Source organism: Microcoleus sp. OTE_8_concoct_300, from assembly GCF_031383065.1.
Lineage (GTDB): Bacteria > Cyanobacteriota > Cyanobacteriia > Cyanobacteriales > Microcoleaceae > Microcoleus.
In genome coordinates this window covers 1-1,643 of sequence record NZ_JANMZH010000246.1, presented here as the reverse complement: position 1 = coordinate 1,643, position 1,643 = coordinate 1, and the positions used below count along the sequence as shown (strand labels likewise).

The following is a 1,643-nucleotide window of genomic DNA, read 5'->3' as shown; positions in this document are numbered from 1 at the left end:
TCAAGTATTCACGAAAGTTGAAACCATCTTTTGAGCTAGCCAATTGCCAGACTTAGGCAACAAGATACCTGTTGTCTCAATAAATCCTGTAGTGGTGAATCAAACCGAGCTAAAAACTTGAGGATGAATCCCTAAAATATCGCCCGAACACTTCGCCACTACCCCACGCAGCTCGGCTTTGACAATAGGTATAACGCTAAAAAACCAGATTTTTCGATTCGGCCAAATTTGGCCGATCGGGCAAACAAGTTAAAGAGAGCTAGTTTTTGCCTAAGTCCTAAAAGAGCAAGCAAACCGAAAGTTGGAAAAAACCTGACAATCTAGAAAAGGAGAAAAATTGTGAAAATCTTCAAATTTGTTTTAGTGCTGTTGGTAATGGTCGCCAATTTAGTATTCGTTCCTCCCTCCTGGGCCGACGCTCCAAAAACGCCGAGATATGCGGAAAATCCCGACTACATAGAGGTGACTGAAGCTCTGAACACTCTCAAGGCAGCGAAAGACGCACCCGATATCGCCCAGAATTATACCCCTGAGGAACTCCAGAAAAAAATCTCTCAATTGGAGTTTCAAAAATACACTTTAGAAACGGGAAAACCTTGGGGTCAGTGCCGCAACGAAACCGGAAAAACCCTGGCTGTCTACGGCCCGAAACGCAAAAAAGCAGCGGAGTCTTCTTACGAGAATGCCCTTTATTTTCTAGCTGACGGCCAAACAACTGAACATAAATGGGATTGCGATGGAATTTATCTGCCCAGCGATGTCAAAGCAACGGATTTAAGGTCAGCAGATCAACCTTCACAACAATTGACTGGCGGTCTAGCTGTTAAGATAGTTGACGGAACTCAAGTTGTAGCGAGAGCTAATCCCGATACGGCGGCTGTAGAATTCAATGTTCCTACTGCTAAAATTTTCCAGCCTGGGGATGCGAATTGGTTTGTTCCTGATGTGACTCAGGCTTACATAGATTCGCAACTTCCCAACGCACCTACTGAGGAAAATGATTAGTTTTGGATTGCCTGTGTAAAGCCCGTTGCAACGCAACATCCCGCCGGGGATCGCTCCCCCGGCGGATAATCCGTCCCAGCGAAAATAAGCTGCTACGCATCTAAATTGAATATAGAGACGGGCAGGATGCCCGTCCCACAAGAATTGTAGAAAAATTGACTGTCAAATTAGATGCACAGCAGCTTATATCGGTTTCCCTTCTTAATTTGGCGTTAAAATTAAAAGGTTTATCTATGCTATTAAATTGGAAATCCACGAAAGAAAATACAGAAAAGACTAGGCGACCAAATCCGTCGCGGGTGCGGGATCACTTGGCAAACGAGCGCACTTATTTAGCATGGATGCGGACAGCAATATCGCTGATGGGTTTTGGCGTAGTGATCGTGCGCCTTCGCGCCTTCCATCCCCCTCTGCTGCCAACTCCGGGCAATGGTTGGAAGTTGGGTTTGCTTTTTTCAACAGTGGGTTTGCTGACGGTGCTATTATCAACTAAGCATTACTTCGGCGTCCGCCACGATATCGATTACGATACTTATGAACCTACCGATCGCTGGGTAATTCTTTTCAGCCTCGCGATCGCCATCCTAGGGGCGGGCGTAATTTATTATATGTTCACCGTTCCTTCTAGCTTAGAAGGT

Annotated in this window: 2 protein-coding genes; both read left to right on the top strand. The window is 45.6% G+C overall.

The genetic code is table 11. From position 1 onward, the window contains the following. The first annotated feature begins 339 nt into the window (after positions 1 to 339). A complete protein-coding gene (locus tag ACUVJL_RS11705) occupies positions 340 to 1,005 on the top strand; it encodes a hypothetical protein (RefSeq protein WP_445246003.1) in 666 nt (221 codons plus the stop codon). A 233-nt stretch (positions 1,006 to 1,238) separates the two neighbouring features. Further along, positions 1,239 to 1,643, top strand: a 405-nt coding sequence (locus ACUVJL_RS11700; protein WP_445246002.1) for a YidH family protein, incomplete at its 3' end; no start/stop codon positions are given.